Origin of the sequence: Metabacillus litoralis, assembly GCF_003667825.1 — a bacterium.
GTDB classification, from domain to species: Bacteria; Bacillota; Bacilli; order Bacillales; family Bacillaceae; genus Metabacillus; species Metabacillus litoralis_B.
The window spans coordinates 1,897,776-1,916,993 of the sequence record NZ_CP033043.1; the positions used below are offsets into that span (position 1 = coordinate 1,897,776).

The following is a 19,218-nucleotide window of genomic DNA, read 5'->3' on the forward strand; positions in this document are numbered from 1 at the left end:
TAGTATTTACTTGCACACTTCCTACTTACCATCTACCACTTCTTTAAAAATCTCATACGAACGCTTTTGTTTTTCAGTATCATAAATGTAGGAAACAGCCATGATTTCATCAACATTATATTTTTCTTGGAAGTTTGTTAATTGTTGATGAATTGAATTTTTACTTCCCAGCAATGTCACACTGGACATCGACGTTGCCATTTCTCTTTCGTGTGGCTGCCAAATGTCATCCATACTTTCTACTGGTGGTTGCAATGGATTTTGTGTACCACGCACAACATTTAAGAAAAATTGTTGCATTGAGGTTTGTTCCCATCTCGCCTCTTCGTCACTCTCAGCTGCAATCACGTTTAGACATACCGTCATATATGGTTTATCTAAATATTCAGATGGTTGGAATCTTGCTCGATAAATTGAAATGGCTTCCTCCATATATCGCGGAGCAAAATGAGAAGCAAATACATATGGTAAGCCTAGTTTAGCTGCTAAGTATGCAGAATCTGTTGAAGAACCAAGAATATATATAGGAATATTTGTACCAACTCCTGGATGTGCTTTCACATAATCTTGACGCTCCATCGGACCAAAATAAGTAAGTAATGAATTAACATCTTCCGGAAATGTATAAACAGAATCGTTTTGTGATCGTCTTAACGCACTTGCTGTCATCATATCTGTCCCTGGTGCACGACCTAAACCTAAATCGAGACGATTTGGATAAATAGTAGCCATTGTTCCAAATTGTTCAGCAACAACCAGTGGAGAATGGTTTGGCAGCATAATCCCTCCAGAACCTACACGAATTCTTTCTGTGTTTTCCAGAGTATGTTTAATTAAAATGGCTGTAGCAGAGCTTACAAGTGTTGATGTGTTATGATGCTCTGCAATCCAGTATCGTGAGTATCCCATTTTTTCTGTTGCCTGCGCTAAATCAACCATAGAATCGATTGCATCTTTAGCTTCCTGCCCTTTACGAATAGGAACCAAATTCAAAACAGAAACAGGTATTTGTATATTTGACATAGTAATTGTCCTTTCTTTCATCAAATTCTTTACTATCGTACCAATTTAAATCGAAGAAAAAAAATTTTATGCTTACTTCATTTCAATTCGAAATTCGAAATTCTTTTCCTTGACCTCGTCTCCAATATATGTCCTTTCAACAAACTTAACTTCCTCACTCTTCATGAAAAGTACTGTCGAAGATCTTGTACCATATTCCGGTGTTTTTATAAATAATGGAGAAAGCTTTCGTTCCCATTCAATAGACACTCCAGTGCTTGGTAATTCTGAATCAGCAGCTGGCTCCTCATATTGTAGGCTTGAAAATAAACACTCTGTCAAATTTTCACGTGCATTATTCAAACAGGTTTGTAATCCTTTCTTCCCTTTACGGACTTTAGGCCATGGTGTGTCAAGTAAGGAATTACTTAAGCCATACAAACCTGGTTCAAGTAATTTTATTTGATTTTCTACGTTTGAATAATAGTAAAGTGCAGCTTGATCTCCAACAAGTAAATTAAATCCTGGGTAATATTCACGATTTTTTTGTATCTTATCCAAGTAGTCCTTGGGATTTTCATTGAATTGCAGGAATCGACTCACTAATTCACCACGTGAACGTAGTTGTTTCTTATCAATGGCTGAGCTTCGGTAATTCGTAAGTGCTGCAAATCGGCCGTTTTTTGTAACTCCCATCCATGTTCCCATTTTCTCTAAGTCTCTTCCTGCTAATATAGATGGGACATCTTCCCAAAACGCAGCTTGAGCTGTAGATCGTTTATAAAATTCATCACGATTTGCAGAAAGTATTAGACGATATACTGGATCTATTTTGTACGCAAAATTAATTAAACACATTCAGGTCACTTCCTAACAATCAATTGTGGTCTTATTGTTTATATTTTACAAAAAATCAATCATTACTTCTTCTATAGTGACTTTTTGAAACACAAAAAAGGCTGCTGTTTTACAGCAACCTGAATAAAAATATAGACTATATTAGATTAAACGAGTTGTCACAATACCTTCAATTTGAGTAATTTTCTCTTCTAATTGAGGAATGATGTCCCCATTTACTTCGTTGTCAATATCAATCATTGTGTATGCATACTCACCGCGGCTTCTGTTTACCATGTCTGCAATATTCAAGTTATAGCTTGAAATGGCTTGAGTAATTTGACCAACCATATTTGGCACGTTTTTATGGAAAGTTGCTACACGACGTTTTCCTGTGTATGGAAGAGACGCATTCGGGAAGTTTACTGAATTACGAATGTTTCCTGTTTCTAAGAATTCCTTCACTTGACGTGCTGCCATAATTGCACAATTTTCCTCAGATTCTTGTGTAGATGCCCCAAGATGTGGAATCGGTACAACGTTTGTCATTTTTAAAACGTTTTGATTAGGGAAATCTGTTACATATTTCCCTACTTTTCCACTTTCTAATGCTACCTTCATATCATCCTCATTTACAAGCTCACCGCGTGAGAAGTTCATAATATGAACACCTTGCTTCATGATGCTGAATGTTTCTTGGTTAAACATACCTCTTGTATCGTTAGTTAATGGAACGTGTACTGTAATATAGTCAGAGTTAGCATAAAGCTGCTCAAGGCTCATTGCACGTTGAACTTTACGAGATAAATTCCAAGCAGTATCTACAGAAATAAATGGGTCGAATCCGATCACATCCATATCTAGCCCAAGAGCGTCGTTCGCTACTAGCGCACCAATCGCACCTAAACCGATAACTCCTAGCGTTTTACCTTTGATCTCTTTCCCAACAAATTGTTTTTTGCCCGCTTCGACAAGCTTAGGAATTTGATCGCCCTCACCATCTAATGTTTTCGTCCATTCAACACCTGCAAAAAGGTTACGTGAAGAAGCCATCAGAGTTGTTAGTACCATTTCTTTTACTGCATTTGCATTCGCACCAGGAGTATTGAATACAACAATACCTTGCTCTGTGCATTTATCAACTGGAATATTGTTTACGCCCGCACCTGCACGTGCAATAGCTTTTAAGTTGTTTGCAAATTCCATTGAATGCATGTTAAAGCTGCGAAGAACAATTGCATCAGGGTTTTCACTATTATTGTCGATAGCGTAATTACCTTTGTTAAATACATTTAAACCGACTTCCGCAATGTTATTTAACGTTTTAATTGTCTTTACTTTTTCTAATGTTGTTGTACTCATCTTTCGATCTCCTCTTTTCATCAGGTAAGTTTTCAAATTTTATGAATATTTTCATTTTAATAGAATAATGGAATTATAACATAGTTTACTCGAATTATCCTCTCCTATTAAACAGAAAAAGGCAAGGGGAGATTTCCCTTACCTTTGCCCAGGCGAACGGCTTCGACACTATGTGCTCCCTCACGGTTATCCGCGTTTCGCCAGTTACACATAGCCTTTGAATTAAATACATTTTAACACAATTCGCGTGAACTTCAACATTAATTTTAAGAATATTCTTGTTTAAACTTTTGAGTACTAATCCCTGTCATTTTATACTCAATAATTAAACGTTTACAAAATACTACCTCTAGTTTCTACCTTTTTTATATTGCATCATTTCCTGGGGAAGCGCAAATACTGACTTATTTCTCCAATCTTTTTAACATCTAGTAAAGATTATGAAGATTATGAGTCAGTAAAAATATACTTTGCGGTTACCTCCATCAATTTCTCAATCTGATGTTTATCTTTGCTGAACTTTGATGAAGTTACTAGTCTATTTTTTTCGTCAAAGTACTTTCCGGTAACTGATTGTAACTCAGGTGATGTTGCTAAATATAAGTATGTTTGAGCCATTTCATCGGGAGAGAGGGAAAACTTACTTTTTATTGAATACATAAACTTCATAAGTTGAGATAAGTTTGGATAACGTTCAATATCAATTTTCACATTGGTTACTCTTATACAATTCACTGTAATTTTTGTGTTTTTCAACTTATCGGAAAGCCAATATGTGTACATCACTTGAGCAAGTTTTGATTGATAATACGCTGTTTCAACTCGAAAATTCTCGTTCGTAAATTCAGGATTAGCATAATTGATTTTTAAAAACGGGTGTAAAACTAAACCTTGTGATGCAATTGTAATAATTCGACCTTGTTCACTTTGTTTTAGTTTATCTAGTAATAGTTCTGTCAACAAAACAGGTCCAACGTGGTTTGTTGCCCAAACAGTTTCGATGTTTTCATCTGAATATTGAGGTGCTTTTCTACTTATATCAAAATCAGCTGCATTGTGAATAAGAACGTCGATGTGGCTGTGATTAGATATTAATTCATTAACTGCAGATCTAATACAACGTTGAGAACTCATATCTAGTAGTAATAATTCCGCAGAATTGCTCTTACTTTTCTCCTTGATTTCTTTTAATGCAGCCAAACCTCTTTTTTCATCTCTGCAACCGATAATAATTTTCACCCCATGTTTTGCTAGTTGAATGGCTGCAGCTTTTCCAATACCCGAATTTCCACCAGTTATTAAGCATGTTTTGCTGGCCATACTTTCACTCCTTTTACTTGGCAAAACTTCTTTAATAAAATTACATCTTCATTATTTCGAAATAACATAACTGACAATTAGTTAACATAATATTATTATTAATTATAGATGGGGAATACTTTACTATTTCACCAGCCAATGATCTGGTGTTTTTATACCAAGTGGTAACCTCGTATCACGATTTCCATTAGCGGAATTTATTTGAGCTTGTGTTAGAAAAATACATCCCGTTAAATTTGCTCCACTTAAGTTTGCATCACGTAAATCTGCACCAAGAAGGTCAGTTGCTCTCATATCAGCTTCTCTTAAATCAGCTGCAATAAGCAGTGCTCCTCTTAAATTTGCTCCTTTTAGGTTAGCTTTTCTTAACTTCGCACCTATAAAATCACTTCTTTTTTCATGTCTTTTTTGAGCTTTGTTTGCTTGTGAACGGACTAGCTCACTTACCTTTTTTAGTAACTCACTCACACCAGCTCTATGGACATGGAGATTCAACTCGAGTATAGACTTAGGATTTTGAGCAGTGAGAGCCTCCGTTTTCTCAAGCATATCTCTTAGATTTTTATAAATAGGTTTAGCTTCGGCTCGCTGTAATGCTTCTGTTAAATAACAAAGCATTTCATGAAGCTGCTGCATAATTGGAAACACATCGTACATTTCTTTCGCTATTGCTGGGTGTCCACGCCAATCTTTCCCTTTATATGTCATTTGGGAAACCTTCTGTCCTGCCCCAAAGCATTCATAAACTGTACACCCGCGATATCCTGTATTTCGTAAGTTTTTATGAATTTTACAGCGATAATCTTCTTGAAGATTTTCACATGGCGATCCACTAGCTTTATCTTTAGCAAAGTCTGCTGATTTTGCATAAGGTAAGGCCACACAACAAAGCCCAAAACAATTTACACAATCAGCGCTATATTTTTCACTAATTAGTAGTTTCGTAGACAAGAATTACACTTCCTTTTAAAAACCTCATTATATCTAAAATTACCTTGCAATAATACCATATAATAACAATTGCAGGTATAGATTATCACTAACTTGTAAATAAAAATGTTTCAGCCTCAAGGATAAATGCCTTCTTAACTTTAATACTTGAACCAATAGTAATAGCTTAATGGAACAATACTTACTAACATTATGAATCTAATATGCTTTCTTTTTTCCTTACTTTCAGAGTTGATTCTACCAAAGAAAAAATATAGCGATCCTAAAATAAATACAACATAGACTAGAATTTTTAGAAAAATATCCATTGTTCCTCCTTAACCTAAAAAAGAAAGCTATCAAATTGAGAGCTTTCTTTACATATAATTCAAGCTTAGGCCAATATAAATACATGCAGTTACGGCAATAAATCCAGAGAAAAATAACCCCTTATGTAACCTGGACCAATTTTTCATCCAGCCCCATCTCTTTTGTTCAACATCAAGCCAAAAGAAATCAATGACAATGGCTGCGATTAATATAAGATAAACAGTAAATGCCCCCATCTGCATTGGAAAACCTCCTACCATTTAGAGCTTTTTCCATTATAACATTTATTGTAATATTTTCCAAATTCTAAAGTTACCCATTCAATTACCAAACAAAAAATCCTTTTGAAACTCATTTTTTTTTTTATATAGTCTTCCCATAATCATAGTATGATAATATTGTCCATCAGATAGCAGCTTATCATTTTTTAGTATGCCTTCTACTTCAAAACCGAATTTTTTGTAAAGCTCAATTGCGGTAACATTGGTTTCTAAAACACTAAGCGTTACTTTCTTGATACCAGTAGAATCAGCCCATTTTAGAGATTCACCTAAAAGATTTCTTCCAATACCATATCCCCAAAATTCCTTTAACACACAAATTCCAAATTCCACTTTATGAGCTAATCTTTTCAACTCACTTCCCTCACATCGTGAAAAACCTACAATTTTATTATTTACTTCAACGACCAAAAAAAGGTTGCATTGCTTTTCAGTATCTTCTTTTATTAACTGTTTAAAACCAGCTTCATCTATATATGCTTCACCGGGTTCTCTGTCTAGATTTTCCGTTTCACCATCAATCCTAACTCTCAGTTCTGATAAGACGAATGCATCGTTTTCTTCTGCAGATCTTATCATATACTTCAATTGATTTTGTTCAAATTCTTGTTGCTTTATCTTCATTTTTATTTCCCTCCAATTGCTGTTAACTCATAAAATTTAAACTTGATCAATAGTTACGATTTTAAGAACTGGTCCAATCGCTAATAGTGTGAAAACCCACTCCCACCCTATAATTTATCGGGCAATGCCCACTACCACACATCCAATCCCTCCTGCAATTCCACTTGAAAGCAATGAGGAAAAGGCGATAATCCAAGGTGAAACCTCAGGTGATTAGTTGTAAAAACTAGCAGCTAAGAATGTCGGCAGCCATGTCCACATCGCATGCAATTCTCACATATGCCCGAAATACCCATAGTTTGCTAGCATTACAGGTCTTTTTTTACAACTTGATGAATAAATGTTATGGAAAAAGAAGTTTTTGTCGGAGTTATTGGTGGGCAAAAATCCATTGTTGAGTTAATTATAGCGAATTTATTTAGCCGAAATAAGGTAGTGGTTTTTTTTGAGACACATTGTGCTGTCCCGATTCTCCTTCTATCGAGACATATCATGCTTGCTTTTCACATTTTCTGTCCCAATTCCCCATGTATCGAGACACTTCTTGCTTGCTTCTCACGTTTTCTGTCCCGATTCCCCTTATATCGAGACACATCATACTTGCTTCTACCAGTTTCTGTCCCGATCCCACATGTATCGAGACATATCTTGCTTGCTTCTCACGTTTTCTGTCCCGATTCTCCTTATATCGAGACACATCTTGCTTGCTTCTCACGTTTTCTGTCCCGATTCCTCATGTATCGAGACACTTCATGCTTGTTTTCTAACAGTTTCTGTCCCGATTCTCCCTCTATCGAGACACATTATGCTTGCTTCTCACATTTTCTGTCCCGTTTCTCCTTCTATCGAGACATATCATGCTTGTTTCTACCAGTTTCTGTCCCGATTCCTCATGTATCGAGACACTTCATGCTTGCCTCTCACGTTTTCTGTCCCGATTCCCCATGTATCGAGACACTTCATACTTGTTTCAACCAGGTTCTGTCCTGTTTCTCCCTCTATCGAGACACTTCATACTTGCTTCTACCAGTTTCCGTCCCAATTCCCCATGTATCGAGACACTTCTTGCTTGCTTCTACCAGTTTCTGTCCCGATTCCCCATGTATCGAGACACTTCATACTTGCTTCCACCAGTTTCTGTCCCGATTCTCCTTCTATCGAGACACATCATGCTTGCCTCTCACGTTTTCTGTCCCGATTCCCCATGTATCGAGACACTTCTTGCTTGCTTCTACCAGTTTCTGTCCCGATTCTCCCTCTATCGAGACACTTCTTGCTTGCTTCTACCAGTTTCTGTCCCGATTCTCCTCCTATCGAGACACTTCTTGCTTGCCTCTCACGTTTTCTGTCCCGATTCTCCTTCTATCGAGACATATCATGCTTGTTTCTACCAGTTTCTGTCCCGATTCTCCCTCTATCGAGACACATTATGCTTGCTTCTACCAGTTTCTGTCCCGATTCCCCATGTATCGAGACACTTCATGTTTGCTTCAACCAGTTTCTCTCCCGATTCTCCTCCTATAGAGACACATCATGCTTGCCTCTCACGTTTTCTGTCCCGATTCCCCATGTTTCGAGACACTTCTTGCTTGCTTCTACCAGTCTCTGTCCCGATTCTCCCTCTATCGAGACACATTATGCTGTTACACCTTCGTTCTTGTCCCGATATGAAAACACCGCTTAACACAAAATAACCCAGCACCAATTTCAAGTGCATGGGTCATCTACTCTATAATTTATAACAATGCATCAGCTTCTACAATTTCCAGCGTAAGGTTTCCTGAAGATGATAAATCAATTTCGTATGGTGCTACTTCCTGGTCTTCTTCGTCACGAATGATCCGGATTTCCGGCCGTCCTACTGAATGGAAATTGTATTTAGTGACAATTCCTGTTCTTCCGTCATTTAATTTAACAGTTAGTCCTTGTGGATAGATCGCAATGCAGTCTTTAAATAACTTCAATTGATCTGTATCAAATTGCGTGCCACTTCCCGAATACAAAAGCTCCATTCCCTGGTGTGGAAGCATAGCTGGGCGATAGACTCTGTGACTTGTTACCGCGTCGAACACATCAGCCACACTTAAAATTTTTGCATAGTGATGAATTTCGTTTCCTTTCAGTCCCCTTGGATAACCCGCTCCATCAATTCTTTCATGATGCTGAAGAGCACAATGCGCAACAACATAAGGTACTTCATGTACTTTTCTTAAAATATCAAAACCTAGTTGTGAATGTGATTTCATTTGTTCAAATTCTTCTTGTGTTAATCGACCAGGCTTGTTTAGCACTTCAGGCTTTACGAAGATTTTTCCAAGGTCATGTAATAATGCTCCTAAGCCAATTTCTTCAATTTCTTTTGTTTGAAGACCGTTTTTTATTGCAAGCTGACACGAATAGATTGTTACGTTCAAGCTATGGGTATACACATGACTTTCATGTATTTTTGTGGTAGCAAGCAGATTTAGGACAGTTGGGTTTTCGGTTAAGATCGTTAAAATATCCTTGAATATACGTTGAAAATTTCTAATTGTTTTTTCCGTTTCCATCATACCCTTGACGGTAGGTTTCGTAATATTTATATCTGCAATTGTATTTAATCCATCTGTAATAACATTCGTTGCTTCATTTAATAATTCAACAGGTATAGATTCAATAATATCGATACCTTCTGATGCTGTATCTTCTATGTATACTGTATTAATATTAAGATTTTTAAGTCTGTTAATAAAGCTATCAGTAAGTTCCGTTCCTTTTGTTAGTAGAATTTTGCCATTTTCACTATAAATAGATCTTCCTAGCTTTATTCCCGATGAGCATCGCTCTAATCTAACTAAACGCATTCTTTCTTGCTCCTGTCTCACATGTAATCCTTGAAAAAGTTAAGATTAATGCGTCTTCACTATGTGTTCGGTTAACCAGCACATTAATTCTTTTCTTGATGTCTTTTTCATGTCATACTTAATGTCTCTTACTGTCGATTATAGTCAATTTTTCTTTATATTTCAATGAAAGTTCGTGATCATCATATTCAGGAAATAAAATGATAAAGTTTGTAGTTATAAATTACTATATTAAAATATCAATATGTCATTCCTACTATAAAGTTAATAGTTTATTTTGCAACTTACGATAATAACCACTACTCACTAATCCCTTCGCACCTCTTAGTATTTCATTTGAATAATGTTCAGGTGGTGCAACTTCTTCCTTCTTATTCTTAACAAGAAATGTAAGGACATTTTTATGTATGACACCATTTATCACTACATTAATAAATGCAGGGCGGTAAATGTTAGCCAATACTCCTTCTCGTTCATACAAATAATGCAAGGCTTCCTGATTTATTTCATATACTTTTCCTTCTACAAGATCATCTGCTTCTATCATATCCGCGCGACTTCCGTCATGAAAATGAACCGTAAAGGCTAAAGAAAAATTTGTGGCATGACCACAGCCTACGATATTTTCAAACAAGTGCTCTACTTTCCCTAGCTTGAATCTCTCATTATCCATACATGAACCATAAGCAAAATAAAGTAATTTAGATTTATTTGTATATAGGTGACATTTCCAGTCACCACCTTTAATCATAGGCAGATTTTCTACTTTTTTATGTATGTAACAATATACATGGGCTTGTTCTGAGTGATGATCAGTATAAATGGTTTGAGTTATTCGTTCGTATTCGTTATTGATCCCTTCTTTTTTGTAGCCCTCTAACCAGTCTAGCTTTTCTAATATAGTTTCATTTACTTGATATAACTCTCCGTATATTCTTTTTACCTTATCTGTAATCATCGCTGGATAACCTAAACCTGTATCAAAAAGAATTCCATAAGTCCAGCATTGCTTCGCAAGACACACTGCTCCATTTAGCAAATGATGATTGAATTCATGTTCACGGAGTGTACCATACACAAAAACCTTATATGTCTTTTCCATGGAAAAATGTCCTCCTCTATATACCATTCTTAATACCAATGGTATCATGAATCTTCAGAGTGAGGAGGACCATTCTTCTTTTCAAGAGTTCAACCTGTTATAATCCTCCACACGTTGACTGTTGCTTTTCATTTAATTTAGTTGGATCAGATGAAATTACAGATTCTAATCCATAACCTGTAGAGCTTATTTCTAAGTGCTCCTCTTTTCTTTTTCCTTCTATACTTAAGTTTTCACCAAAATGATCCTTTTCCAAAGTTTTCATTCCTTTCTAACTCCAAAGCACCTACCAACATGGTAGATGCTTTGGGTTCATTATTTTAGAAGTTTTGGTTTTGTGGTTGCTGTGATTTTGAAAAGACATTGTTATTTGCTGATTGATTCGGTTCTAATTTTCCCATCCCTTGCTGGATACGCATATCTTTAGGATTTGTTCCATGCATATAGGCTGGGCCTGGTTGTAATTGTGGTTTTTGTCCCATTGGCTCTGGGTGTTGGATATATTCAAAATTCGCTTGTCCATCTAGTGTTGGTCCATGTGCCCAGTTACCAGTGCTGCTGTCTTCTCCTTCAGAGAAGTTCATAAATGAGTAAGATACCTCTTGTTTCTCATACTCTTGGTTAAAGTTACTTGGTACAATCGCACCTTGTGTTTGTTCAATTTCTTCAATTGCTGCCATCCATTGGTTTTGGTGCATTGTATCACGCGCAATCAAGAATGATAACATATCTCTTACTCCAGGATCTGTTGTCATTTCGTATAAACGACAAACCTGAAGTCTACCTTGTGATTCCGCATTTAAATTAGCTCTGAAGTCTGCTAATAAGTTTCCACTTGCAATTGTATAGCGTGCTGTCCAAGGGAAGCCTACACTGTCATTTGGTTGTGCCCCAAGTCCGTTTACAATAGCGTGTTGAGGGTTCATTCCGCCTAAAACAGCTTCAACTGCAGGATCTTTTGCCCCCTGCTCTTGGTCTTGTACTGGTGCACCGTCAAGTAGTTGGGCAATCATTGTGGCGATCATTTCTACATGGGCAATTTCTTCTGTTGCAATATCCAAAATCATATCACGGTATTTTCCTTCAGCACGACAGTTCCAGCCTTGGAAAAGGTACTGCATCATAACTGACATTTCCCCATATTGTCCACCAAGGATTTCTTGTAATTTTTTTGCATATACCGGGTCTGGTTGACTTGGCTTTGCGTTATATTGCAGTTCCTTTACATGATAAAACATAAAATCTCTCCCTTTAAGAAAGTATCGTTAAATTAACTTACACTACTAGTGTGGGGATAGTAAGAAAAGATATAACGCCCAAATGTAACCAATACTTCATTAATCAATTACAATTTTCTCTATGTAAAGTTTGTTAATTTTTATCGAAATAAGAGGATTTTATATTTATTTAGCCGAATACAAACATTGCTTAGGTTTGAAATTAAAGATGAAAGCAAGGTTGTAATATGCTAAATGAATTTTTATTGAATTTACTTTTTATTTTGGTTGGAATCTTCCTTCAGCATCTTTGGTCAGAAAAAACAGGTCATCACCAAAATAAAGTTGTCATTGGTATGGCTTCTGCCATAACAATTACCCTTTGTATTCCTTTTCCCTTAGAAAGTTCATTTGTTGAGGATTTAAAGCTTATTCCTTATATAATCGGAGGGCTTTATGGCGGAATTGTTACTTCGACCATTTTATTTATTGTCATTGTTATCGTATTTACCTTCTTTTATGGTGTAACCGACACATACTTTTCCTTTTTAATTATTTATGGGGTATTAGGGTTAGTGTGTGGTTTCATGTCTTCCACTTTCTTGAATTCAACCATTTCAAAGAAGCTTGAGACGATGGTTTATGTTACTTTCGTTTTTACCATTTTTTTATTTGTGTTCACAAATAAAGAAGAAATAATCTCAATTCATACAATTATGATGTTATTCTCACCAACAGTCGCTATATTTGTTGTTGGTTATATATTTGAAAGCATTCGAGAAACAATCTCTCTAAGGCAAAAAATTATTAAAACTGAAAAATCTGAAGTAGTTAGTCAACTTGCTGCTAGTGTTTCTCATGAAGTGCGTAACCCCTTGACTGTTACAAGAGGATTTTTACAACTTGTGTTAGAAAGTGACACTATTGAGAAAGAGAAAAGAGATGAGTATATTAAGCTTGCAATTGATGAGCTTGATACTGCTTCAAACATTATTAATGATTATTTAACATTTGCAAAGCCGGCACCTGCCTATTGGGAGTTGCTTGATATAGGTATTCACCTTAAATATATTGAAGACATTATCTCCTCTTATGCGAATATGAACTCTGTAGTAATCGAATCAGATCTTGTAACATGTGTTATACAGGGCAACAAGCAACAATTTCAGCAATGTTTTTTAAACATCACCAAAAACTGTATAGAAGCTATGCCAGATGGTGGAACATTAAAAATATATACATCGATCTTAAATAAACACGTTTTAATTGAGATATCTGACACCGGAATTGGCATGTCACAAGAGCAAATCAATCGGATTGGGGAGCCTTATTTTTCAACAAAGGAAAAAGGAACAGGACTAGGCATGATGGTCGTGTTTAGTATTATAAAGGGGATGAAGGGAAGCATTTCAATTGAAAGCAAGCAAGGGGTTGGAACAAAGTTTACGATAAAATTTCCGATTGCTGTACCTAGATAGACAGTGGCGTAGTCATGTAAATTGTAATACTACGCCTAACCTGTCATTGACTACATTCGTTATTCCTCACATATGTAAACGACTTTTAGCCTCATTTATAGCCTTTTCTATAAATGCATCTTTTCCTTTTAAGTCATTTAAACTCATATTACCCGAGCGTAAACTTCCACTAATTTCATGGATATCTTCTGTAATAGATAAAGGAATTTGATCTTCTTCAATCATTTTACTTAATTCATCTGCAAGTTGTTTTTCTTGATTCATTTTGCACCACTCCTATTTTAAAGTCATTCTCCATTTTCTTTCTGATTCTCTTTGGTTGCGGTTATAAATATAATCAATTTTATCGATTACTTGAGCTCCTTTTGTCATAACCACAATGGTATAGATAACACTAAATAAAAAGCCAATAATTGAAAACCAATAGATTGTTTCGATTTGTTTTTCATTTCTGCGAACAGCTCGCAAAGCTTGTCCCCTCTTTCTATGAAATTTCATCTTGTCATAGTTTATCTAACAAGAGGGTTTCTATTCGTCATTAATATGGCATGAAGCCTTCTTGGCTAATCAATATTTGATCTGAAGAAAGTGATTGCTTTAACTTTTCTACTGCAACTTGATAGGTATCTTTTCCGTACCAAGTATCTAATTCTTCAGTTTTGTACAATTCTCTTACATTCAATCTCTCACTTCTTTTACCTTGGCTTCCATCACCTGAGTAATCATCAATAACAATTCGACTTACTAAGCTTGAAAGAATTTTTGGAAATTCATTTGTAAATGGTAGCACTGGTGCAACTGCTACTTGAACAGGCAAATTAGCCACTTTAAGCTTTGAAATAGCTTTTAATCTTGCTTGTATTGGTGGTGCCTGCGGAGTGAAGCGCTTGCGAACATCATCATCGTCTGTTTCCACTGTTATACTAATCCTTAGCTTCTCCTGCAGTTTGTGAAACAAATCTATATCTCTGGTTACTAATGGACTTCTTGTTTGTACAAATAAAAAGTCTGGTGGGTTTTCAGCCATAGCCTCAAGTAACCCCCTTGTTATTTGTTCTTTATATTCAACAGGCTGATAGGGATCAGTACTTGAAGACATGAATATTGTTACAGGCTTGTCTCTTTTTCTTAAATTCATCATTTCACGAGAGAGTTTCTCGTGAGAATCTTGTTTCACATCAACCCATGACCCCCACTCCTGCTTCCGAAACAACCCTACCGGACTTTGCCTTACATAGCAATAAGAACAACCAAATGAGCAGCCGGCATAAGGATTCAATGAATGAGTATATCCATATAAAAAACCGCTTGTGGGAGTCAAAATTTTTTTAGGTATTTTATAATCAATGATTGGTTTCATATTTCACCACAGCTTTTATAGTCTAGGGTTTATCCTTTTGCTTGATTAATCATTTCAAATTGGCTTTTCGTTAGTCCTTGTGAAATGATATCTTGAATATTATTATAATCACCTGAAATAGATCCAAAGCCTTGAACTTGTTTTTTATGACTTGTAAAGTTGTTCGGAAAATTGTTTCCTATATTCACACATGAGGCACCTTCCACTGTTCCGATATTTAAGTTGCGAATATTCATAATTGGCGCGGGAAACTTCATGCTAGACACCTCTTTCGATAGAATAATTCCTGTGCTCCCCATTTACGAAAATAGTAATTTCATTTTCCTTTTCATTTTCCTCTTTATGTTTTTCTTCCTCTTTCTTTTTTTGCTTTTCTTTCTCGTTAACAACTGTTGGATTGAAGGTTGTGCCAATATTAAGAGAGCCACTGTTTTCTTTTACATCAACAGCATCAATATTAAACACTAACTCATTTAATGTTGGTTCGTTCATTGTAAGAGTCTCAATATTAATTGTATTTCCCTTATTTTGCAAAAGAGATTCAATTCGCGTTAATTTGCTATTTATTTCCTCTATATTTTTTAACAAATCATCTATTTTGCTCATTTCCTTCAACTCAATTCGTATTTTGTAACGATTTATTCTGTATTTACATAGGTTGTTATATACCATAAGGATGGAGGGGTAACATGCCAAATTCAATCATCTTTAATACAATTGCTATTAACGCACAAGAAACAAACGCTGGTTTGTTTATCGGCCAAAATAATGCGAACGGTTGGGATTCACATAATAAAAATATCTTTTCGATTGGTTTAATTTTAGGAGCTTTTAATACATTTCCTGCGAACTATAATGTAATTTTAGATAATGATGCAATTGACACGCCTATTATGGCAAATGAAGTGATTCCGGCACCAGGAATGCAAGTGTAGGTGAACTTTTATGAGCTATTCTAGTCCATTTGTACAATTTGATGCGATTAAAGTATATGTAATTGATACGAACTCAGGAATATTTGTTGGTACAAATACACAATTAAATTGGACTTCTTCCTCAGACCGAAAAAATGGATTTGGTTCAATTTATGGCAATTTTAATAAAGCTTCTGAAAATTTCATTTTGTTTAAAGATGACGATGTAATCGATACACCTATTAACAGAAGATAAATGCTGAATAGTATTAATTGTATAAATCAATTAGTACTATTCAGTAATAAAACCTTGATCAATTATTTGATTATGCTTTGACATACCTATGTTTTTACCCACCTTGTTAAAATTACCGTCAACAGTGCCAAACCCCGCCGTTTCTTTACTATAGTGCGAAAAGTCCTTCTGTAGGTTTTTTCCCGAAAAAACACCTGAAGTTGATCCTACCTCTTGAATCTTAAGTTCACCTATTTTTATATTTACCACTGAATTGTCACCCCTAGTTATTCATTGAAAAACTCAATTGGAACAGTAACATCTTCTGATGAGGTACGACCTGAAGTTGGAATATTGATTTGAAGAATACCTTGACGGTAAGAAGCTTTTAATTGCTGATATATAGCATTAGAAGGCATTTTAATCTTCTTTCTAAAAGATCCATAAAACCTTTCTTGTTGGAGATACTCATAGTGTGGAACTTCAATATTTGGAATCTCACCTTGAATGACTAGGTATGGGTCTTGCAGGGAAATTTTTATATCTTGTTGCGTTTTTATTCCTGGTATATCCATAATAATAACCATTTCTACCTCAGACTGAAGGATATCTGCTCGAGGTCCAATTAAAGGATATGCATCCGATAGGACATCCCAAAAATCTTCCCCTAATACTTTCTGTGCTTCTTGAAAGGTATTAAAATTTTTGTTGTGTTTTTTCATTCAATTCCCTCTTTTACCTTTTATCATCATGTTTATGATGATAATTGATATTTATGTGAGCATATCAGTTATTTTTCATTTATAAGAGAAGTCACAAAAAAGAAGCCTAGGGCCTCTTTTTTAAAATTTATCTTAACAGCCTTTTTAACAGAAATCCAACTATTAATCCCGGAATAACAGCTAAAATGGGTAGCCAAACCGGACCAAATATTATTCCGAAAATTTTAAACTTAGATGAATAAATCAGTCCAACTGTAACAAAATAGCCTGCGAACACAAAAGGTAAAAAAGAGTATTTCCCTTGTTCACCAGCAGCATCTTTGTAAGCATCCCAAATACTGAAGAAATACAAACAAGGGTAAAACATAAGCCATTGATAATTTGTATTATAGATCGCTTTTTCAATTTCTCCGTGAAAACTATTTATGATAATCGTATTAAAATTTGCTTGAACATTAATAATGATTTCTAACGCAACAAGGGTAATGCCTTTAATATATTTCTTATTAAGTAGTTGCCCTAATCCAGGCAATGCAACACTCCAAAAAATTGCTTCTATTTTATTCACACACGTCTAACCCTTCTCAACATTTTCAATTAGAAAACTAAGAACACCTCACACCTGACTATTTCATCAATTCATTCCGATCAACTGCATGTGGTGGACGCTCCATCCACTTATGTTTAATCAGTAAGCTTGCCCCATTCTCTGCAAATAAACCAACCTCTCCTAATAACTTGGAATATTCTGCAGCAATATCACGTCTCGGACTTCCTGCTATAGCTGTTCCATAATTCCCCATCCCTGCAGCAGACATCATAGATACTTGAAACATCATCAATTTATCTGAAAAAGGAGGTTCTTTTGTCACTAGCACATAAGCATCCCATGGAGTTGGAGCAGGAAGATCATCATGTTTTAAATATTTACTCATAATTTCTGTATGTTTATTTGCTAATTTTTTTCCTTCCCTCATATACCTTCGCACATCTTCAGTCCGAGCAACCTGTCCGAATGCTGTTACTAAAGTGCCTCCAAGGAAATTTGTTTGTAAATTTGCATGAAAATTTGTAATCTCCATCGCCGTTAAAGGTCTTTGTTCACCAATCCAACCAGCTAAAAAGCGTTGCTTTTCAACCATGTCTACTTCTTTTAAGTAAGGTATGTAAGGTGTTCTCACTTGTAATCCTTTAGACAACATAATTTTTGTTACATCATTGAATAATTCCATTGTTGAGGAGATACAAGACATAAAATGTTCTCTTATATCATTTCGAAATGTATGTGGAAGTAAGGTACTATAAGTTACAAGTGCTCCCTTTGTCATTTGTTTCGTATAAAAAAGGAGAAATTCATCTATAAACAATTTCGGTGCTTTTATATCAACATCTTTTTCAGTAAATCCTTCAGGTAATGCATGTTCCTCTTCCTTAAAGATCTTCGTTACAACTTCAATATGCTGTTGAGCTAAATCTAATGCATGTTCTAAAACAGTTTTTATTTCATGATCCTCGACATGAGCTAAAAAATATTTATACACACAAACAAACATACTATCTGATACATAGTTAGTCCAAAGTCCTCCAATTTCAGAAGCTGTTAACCGCAAATGATGTGACTCCATTCTAAAAACCTCCGTTTCTAATAACTATTCGTAGTTTAACCAGCCATGTAAAAAGTATTTACTTTGCAGAAAAAGTGAAATATGTAAAAAGATAAGCCATAAAAAATGGCTTACCTTTTTTCTTATCGTGATTCTTTTTCGTAACCTTCTCTTTTCACTTCAACATCTTTACCGTTTACATCATCAATAACAGGGTGTATTTCACCTTCCATATATGCATCAGAAGCTTGTTCATGAGTTGTCGCTATTCCAGCAGATAATGTATCAGTTGCTTGATAGTCTTTCACATCATAAATCTTCCCTGCAAGATCTTTAGTGTTTTCGTTTGCTTTATTAACCGTCATTCCTAAACACTCCTTCATTATAAATCTTTATGAGCGATTTTCTTTTTTTGATATATCATGATTTGGATTTGTTTGGTTTCCTGTTGATGCTTCATAGCCAACATTATAGGTAACGTCTTGTTGTTCTTGTAATGCTTGCGGCATTTTGTATTGATCGGCATCTTGTTGAAACTGTTTATTGTTTTCTTTCATGATGATCTCCTTTTCCTCTTAGCTCTTTTAAGAAACACTTTCTATAAGACCTTCAAAACTCATTATGTCCAATGCAAAAAAATCCATGTACAAAATTAAACTACCTATTTTTCATATACGTCTCAATGTTAAATTGATAGCTTAAACATCAAAAAAAGAGCAGAACTGCTCTTTTTTTGTATATGTAAATCAAACTTCCTATGACTTAAACTGATCATCAGGATGTAAATTATTTTGCATATATTCCTGAACGTTCTTAATTTGATCAACAGTTGCAAGTTCTGTTTTATACCATCCTTTTTCATCCATTAACTGATATAACTCATAATGATTTTTGGATGCAGTATCAAAACATTCGGTATAGATATCCCGAAGTTCCTTATGAGTAGTTTCCAACATCGTACTGCTTAAGCTTCGGCATCTTCCTTTTTCTAGCTCCAAACAAAGTTGTACCATTTCACGATCCGTTAATCCTCGTCCTTCTATATTGTTAGGCATTG

Annotated in this window: 27 protein-coding genes and 1 riboswitch; of the genes, 3 read left to right on the top strand and 24 right to left on the bottom strand. The window is 35.3% G+C overall.

From position 1 onward, the window contains the following. Positions 1 to 21 precede the first annotated feature (21 nt). From D9842_RS09225 to D9842_RS09275, 12 genes are all read right to left on the bottom strand, one after another. Positions 22 to 1,023 (bottom strand): LLM class flavin-dependent oxidoreductase, encoded by a 1,002-nt coding sequence (locus D9842_RS09225; RefSeq protein WP_121662270.1) that lies wholly within the window; start codon positions 1,021 to 1,023, stop codon positions 22 to 24. Positions 1,024 to 1,095: 72 nt separating this feature from the next. Next, positions 1,096 to 1,860 (bottom strand): NRDE family protein, encoded by a 765-nt coding sequence (locus D9842_RS09230; RefSeq protein WP_121662271.1) that lies wholly within the window; start codon positions 1,858 to 1,860, stop codon positions 1,096 to 1,098. 141 nt (positions 1,861 to 2,001) lie between these two features. Then, positions 2,002 to 3,201, bottom strand: coding sequence for a phosphoglycerate dehydrogenase (locus D9842_RS09235; RefSeq protein WP_121662272.1), 1,200 nt, complete (start codon positions 3,199 to 3,201; stop codon positions 2,002 to 2,004). Between the two features lie 139 nt (positions 3,202 to 3,340). Further along, positions 3,341 to 3,419, bottom strand: a riboswitch (ZMP/ZTP riboswitch). A gap of 229 nt (positions 3,420 to 3,648) precedes the next feature. Next, positions 3,649 to 4,521 carry an SDR family NAD(P)-dependent oxidoreductase gene (locus tag D9842_RS09240; RefSeq protein WP_121662273.1) on the bottom strand — a complete coding sequence of 291 codons (873 nt, stop codon included), beginning with the start codon at positions 4,519 to 4,521 and terminating at the stop codon, positions 3,649 to 3,651. Between the two features lie 123 nt (positions 4,522 to 4,644). Then, positions 4,645 to 5,472, bottom strand: a complete 828-nt coding sequence (locus D9842_RS09245; RefSeq protein ID WP_121662274.1) for a pentapeptide repeat-containing protein — start codon at positions 5,470 to 5,472, stop codon at positions 4,645 to 4,647. A gap of 356 nt (positions 5,473 to 5,828) precedes the next feature. Beyond that, the gene (locus tag D9842_RS09250) at positions 5,829 to 6,023 is read right to left on the bottom strand and encodes a hypothetical protein (protein ID WP_257536024.1); all 195 of its coding nucleotides are present in this window, start codon (positions 6,021 to 6,023) and stop codon (positions 5,829 to 5,831) included. A gap of 78 nt (positions 6,024 to 6,101) precedes the next feature. Then, positions 6,102 to 6,686 (bottom strand): GNAT family N-acetyltransferase, encoded by a 585-nt coding sequence (locus tag D9842_RS09255; RefSeq protein ID WP_121662275.1) that lies wholly within the window; start codon positions 6,684 to 6,686, stop codon positions 6,102 to 6,104. Positions 6,687 to 7,176: 490 nt separating this feature from the next. Next, on the bottom strand, positions 7,177 to 7,401 hold the full coding sequence (locus tag D9842_RS09260) for a hypothetical protein (protein WP_121662276.1): 225 nt from the start codon (positions 7,399 to 7,401) through the stop codon (positions 7,177 to 7,179). 1,021 nt (positions 7,402 to 8,422) lie between these two features. Then, positions 8,423 to 9,529, bottom strand: a complete 1,107-nt coding sequence (locus tag D9842_RS09265; RefSeq protein ID WP_121662277.1) for an HD-GYP domain-containing protein — start codon at positions 9,527 to 9,529, stop codon at positions 8,423 to 8,425. A 256-nt stretch (positions 9,530 to 9,785) separates the two neighbouring features. Next, a complete protein-coding gene (locus tag D9842_RS09270; protein WP_162987379.1) occupies positions 9,786 to 10,631 on the bottom strand; it encodes a gamma-glutamylcyclotransferase family protein in 846 nt (281 codons plus the stop codon). A gap of 97 nt (positions 10,632 to 10,728) precedes the next feature. Further along, positions 10,729 to 10,896 carry a hypothetical protein gene (locus D9842_RS25830; RefSeq protein ID WP_162987380.1) on the bottom strand — a complete coding sequence of 56 codons (168 nt, stop codon included), beginning with the start codon at positions 10,894 to 10,896 and terminating at the stop codon, positions 10,729 to 10,731. Between the two features lie 55 nt (positions 10,897 to 10,951). Continuing rightward, a complete protein-coding gene (locus D9842_RS09275; protein ID WP_121662279.1) occupies positions 10,952 to 11,869 on the bottom strand; it encodes a manganese catalase in 918 nt (305 codons plus the stop codon). 227 nt (positions 11,870 to 12,096) lie between these two features. Here D9842_RS09275 and D9842_RS09280 point away from each other — a divergent pair, with 227 nt between their 5' ends. After that, positions 12,097 to 13,326, top strand: a complete 1,230-nt coding sequence (locus D9842_RS09280) for a sensor histidine kinase (protein ID WP_121662280.1) — start codon at positions 12,097 to 12,099, stop codon at positions 13,324 to 13,326. 66 nt (positions 13,327 to 13,392) lie between these two features. Here D9842_RS09280 and D9842_RS09285 read toward each other — a convergent pair whose 3' ends face one another. The 5 genes from D9842_RS09285 to D9842_RS09305 form a co-directional block, all read right to left on the bottom strand. After that, positions 13,393 to 13,590 carry a hypothetical protein gene (locus tag D9842_RS09285; RefSeq protein WP_121662281.1) on the bottom strand — a complete coding sequence of 66 codons (198 nt, stop codon included), beginning with the start codon at positions 13,588 to 13,590 and terminating at the stop codon, positions 13,393 to 13,395. A 12-nt stretch (positions 13,591 to 13,602) separates the two neighbouring features. Further along, positions 13,603 to 13,794, bottom strand: coding sequence for a hypothetical protein (locus D9842_RS09290; RefSeq protein WP_121662282.1), 192 nt, complete (start codon positions 13,792 to 13,794; stop codon positions 13,603 to 13,605). A 70-nt stretch (positions 13,795 to 13,864) separates the two neighbouring features. Continuing rightward, positions 13,865 to 14,686 carry an SPL family radical SAM protein gene (locus tag D9842_RS09295; protein ID WP_121662283.1) on the bottom strand — a complete coding sequence of 274 codons (822 nt, stop codon included), beginning with the start codon at positions 14,684 to 14,686 and terminating at the stop codon, positions 13,865 to 13,867. A 29-nt stretch (positions 14,687 to 14,715) separates the two neighbouring features. Continuing rightward, positions 14,716 to 14,943, bottom strand: a complete 228-nt coding sequence (locus D9842_RS09300) for a hypothetical protein (protein ID WP_121662284.1) — start codon at positions 14,941 to 14,943, stop codon at positions 14,716 to 14,718. Between the two features lies 1 nt (position 14,944). After that, positions 14,945 to 15,292, bottom strand: a complete 348-nt coding sequence (locus D9842_RS09305) for a hypothetical protein (protein WP_121662285.1) — start codon at positions 15,290 to 15,292, stop codon at positions 14,945 to 14,947. Positions 15,293 to 15,375: 83 nt separating this feature from the next. Here D9842_RS09305 and D9842_RS09310 point away from each other — a divergent pair, with 83 nt between their 5' ends. Both D9842_RS09310 and D9842_RS09315 read left to right on the top strand, forming a co-directional pair. Beyond that, on the top strand, positions 15,376 to 15,621 hold the full coding sequence (locus D9842_RS09310) for a hypothetical protein (RefSeq protein WP_121662286.1): 246 nt from the start codon (positions 15,376 to 15,378) through the stop codon (positions 15,619 to 15,621). A 10-nt stretch (positions 15,622 to 15,631) separates the two neighbouring features. After that, positions 15,632 to 15,856, top strand: a complete 225-nt coding sequence (locus D9842_RS09315; RefSeq protein WP_121662287.1) for a hypothetical protein — start codon at positions 15,632 to 15,634, stop codon at positions 15,854 to 15,856. Positions 15,857 to 15,892: 36 nt separating this feature from the next. Here the strand turns inward: D9842_RS09315 and D9842_RS09320 are convergent, their stop codons facing one another. The 7 genes from D9842_RS09320 to D9842_RS09345 all read right to left on the bottom strand — a co-directional run bounded on the left by D9842_RS09320 (position 15,893) and on the right by D9842_RS09345 (position 19,216). Continuing rightward, positions 15,893 to 16,105: a hypothetical protein gene (locus tag D9842_RS09320; RefSeq protein ID WP_121662288.1), complete on the bottom strand. Its 213-nt coding sequence runs from the start codon at positions 16,103 to 16,105 to the stop codon at positions 15,893 to 15,895. Between the two features lie 17 nt (positions 16,106 to 16,122). Next, positions 16,123 to 16,557, bottom strand: coding sequence for an Hsp20/alpha crystallin family protein (locus tag D9842_RS09325; protein WP_121662289.1), 435 nt, complete (start codon positions 16,555 to 16,557; stop codon positions 16,123 to 16,125). 127 nt (positions 16,558 to 16,684) lie between these two features. Continuing rightward, positions 16,685 to 17,125: a hypothetical protein gene (locus D9842_RS09330; RefSeq protein WP_121662290.1), complete on the bottom strand. Its 441-nt coding sequence runs from the start codon at positions 17,123 to 17,125 to the stop codon at positions 16,685 to 16,687. Positions 17,126 to 17,183: 58 nt separating this feature from the next. After that, complete coding sequence (locus D9842_RS09335) at positions 17,184 to 18,182, bottom strand: DUF3231 family protein (RefSeq protein WP_121662291.1); 999 nt, start codon at positions 18,180 to 18,182, stop codon at positions 17,184 to 17,186. Positions 18,183 to 18,304: 122 nt separating this feature from the next. Continuing rightward, complete coding sequence (locus D9842_RS09340) at positions 18,305 to 18,526, bottom strand: YozQ family protein (RefSeq protein WP_121662292.1); 222 nt, start codon at positions 18,524 to 18,526, stop codon at positions 18,305 to 18,307. A 27-nt stretch (positions 18,527 to 18,553) separates the two neighbouring features. Continuing rightward, positions 18,554 to 18,718, bottom strand: a complete 165-nt coding sequence (locus D9842_RS25835; RefSeq protein ID WP_162987381.1) for a hypothetical protein — start codon at positions 18,716 to 18,718, stop codon at positions 18,554 to 18,556. 198 nt (positions 18,719 to 18,916) lie between these two features. Beyond that, positions 18,917 to 19,216 (bottom strand): spore coat protein, encoded by a 300-nt coding sequence (locus tag D9842_RS09345; RefSeq protein WP_121662293.1) that lies wholly within the window; start codon positions 19,214 to 19,216, stop codon positions 18,917 to 18,919. Positions 19,217 to 19,218: the final 2 nt, after the last annotated feature.